General features: G+C 52.8%; 1 rRNA gene. It reads right to left on the bottom strand.

Going from position 1 to position 2,520, the window contains the following annotated elements:
• Positions 1-2,520 (bottom strand): 23S ribosomal RNA (locus RJ32_RS14365); the annotation flags it as partial.

Below are 2,520 nucleotides of genomic sequence, written 5' to 3'. Positions count from 1 at the left end.
GGTTCGTCCACTCCGGTCCTCTCGTACTAGGAGCAGCTCCTCTCAACTCTCAAACGCCCACGGCAGATAGGGACCGAACTGTCTCACGACGTTCTAAACCCAGCTCGCGTACCACTTTAAATGGCGAACAGCCATACCCTTGGGACCGACTTCAGCCCCAGGATGTGATGAGCCGACATCGAGGTGCCAAACACCGCCGTCGATATGAACTCTTGGGCGGTATCAGCCTGTTATCCCCGGAGTACCTTTTATCCGTTGAGCGATGGCCCTTCCATTCAGAACCACCGGATCACTATGACCTACTTTCGTATCTGCTCGACGTGTCTGTCTCGCAGTTAAGCTGGCTTCTGCCATTGCACTAACCGTACGATGTCCGACCGTACTTAGCCAACCTTCGTGCTCCTCCGTTACTCTTTGGGAGGAGACCGCCCCAGTCAAACTACCCACCAGGCACTGTCCACAACCCCGATAAGGGGCCTATGTTAGAACATCAAACATACAAGGGTGGTATTTCAAGGATGGCTCCACACCAACTGGCGCCAGTGCTTCAAAGCCTCCCACCTATCCTACACATGTAGGTTCAATGTTCAGTGCCAAGCTGTAGTAAAGGTTCACGGGGTCTTTCCGTCTAGCCGCGGGTACACAGCATCTTCACTGCGATTTCAATTTCACTGAGTCTCGGGTGGAGACAGCGTGGCCATGGTTACACCATTCGTGCAGGTCGGAACTTACCCGACAAGGAATTTCGCTACCTTAGGACCGTTATAGTTACGGCCGCCGTTTACCGGGGCTTCGATCAAGAGCTTCGTCCGAAAACTAACCCCATCAATTAACCTTCCGGCACCGGGCAGGTGTCACACCGTATACGTCCACTTTCGTGTTAGCACAGTGCTGTGTTTTTAATAAACAGTCCCAGCCACCTGGTCACTGCGACCACCAGCAGCTCATGACGCGAAGTCAATCACCACCAGTGGCGTACCTTCTCCCGAAGTTACGGTACTATTTTGCCTAGTTCCTTCACCCGAGTTCTCTCAAGCGCCTTAGTATTCTCTACCTGACCACCTGTGTCGGTTTGGGGTACGGTCAATGTTCATCTGAAGCTTAGAGGCTTTTCCCGGAAGCATGGCATCAATGACTTCGCACCCGTGGGTACTCGTCTCGTGTCTCGGCCTTAAGGACCCGGATTTACCTAAGTCCTCAGCCTACGCACTTTCACCGGGACTACCAACGCCCGGCTCACCTAGCCTTCTCCGTCCCCCCATCGCAATGAACATCGGTACAGGAATATTGACCTGTTTTCCATCGACTACGCGTTTCCGCCTCGCCTTAGGGGCCGACTTACCCTACCCTGATTAGCATGGGATAGGAAACCTTGGTCTTCCGGCGTGGGAGTTTTTCACTCCCATTATCGTTACTCATGTCAGCATTCGCACTTCTGATATGTCCAGCAGTCCTCTCGAACCACCTTCGCCCACTTACAGAACGCTCCCCTACCCCGCATACATAAGTATGCAGCCGCAGCTTCGGTGTATGGCTTAGCCCCGTTACATCTTCCGCGCAGGCCGACTCGACTAGTGAGCTATTACGCTTTCTTTAAAGGATGGCTGCTTCTAAGCCAACCTCCTAGCTGTCTCTGCCTTCCCACATCGTTTCCCACTGAGCCATAACTTCGGGACCTTAGCTGGCGGTCTGGGTTGTTTCCCTCTTCACGACGGACGTTAGCACCCGCCGTGTGTCTCCCGGATAGTACTCATTGGTATTCGGAGTTTGCATGGGGTTGGTAAGTCGGGATGACCCCCTAGCCCAAACAGTGCTCTACCCCCAATGGTATTCGTCCGAGGCTCTACCTAAATAGATTTCGGGGAGAACCAGCTATCTCCGGGCTTGATTAGCCTTTCACTCCTAGCCACAAGTCATCCCCTCATTTTTCAACATAAGTGGGTTCGGTCCTCCAATTGATGTTACTCAATCTTCAACCTGCTCATGGTTAGATCGCCCGGTTTCGGGTCTATACCCTGCAACTCACGCCCAGTTAAGACTCGGTTTCCCTACGGCTTCCCTATACGGTTAACCTTGCTACAGAATATAAGTCGCTGACCCATTATACAAAAGGTACGCAGTCACGGGACGAACCCGCTCCTACTGCTTGTACGTACACGGTTTCAGGTTCTGTTTCACTCCCCTCGCCGGGGTTCTTTTCGCCTTTCCCTCACGGTACTGGTTCACTATCGGTCAGTTGGGAGTATTTAGCCTTGGAGGATGGTCCCCCCATATTCAGTCAGGATATCACGTGTCCCGACCTACTCGATTTCACTTATCATGCACCTTCACATACCGGGCTCTCACCGTCTGTGGCTCCGCTTCCCATCGGATTCTGTTAGCACAAGTTAAGCTTAAGGGCTGCTTCCCGTTCGCTCGCCGCTACTGGGGAAATCTCGGTTGATTTCTTTTCCTCCGGGTACTTAGATGTTTCAGTTCTCCGGGTTCGCTTCCTGGCACCTATTGATTCAGTGCCGGATA

This window comes from Idiomarina sp. 28-8, assembly GCF_000320945.2.
GTDB lineage: Bacteria > Pseudomonadota > Gammaproteobacteria > Enterobacterales > Alteromonadaceae > Idiomarina > Idiomarina loihiensis.
This window is presented reverse-complemented; position numbering and strand designations above follow the sequence as displayed.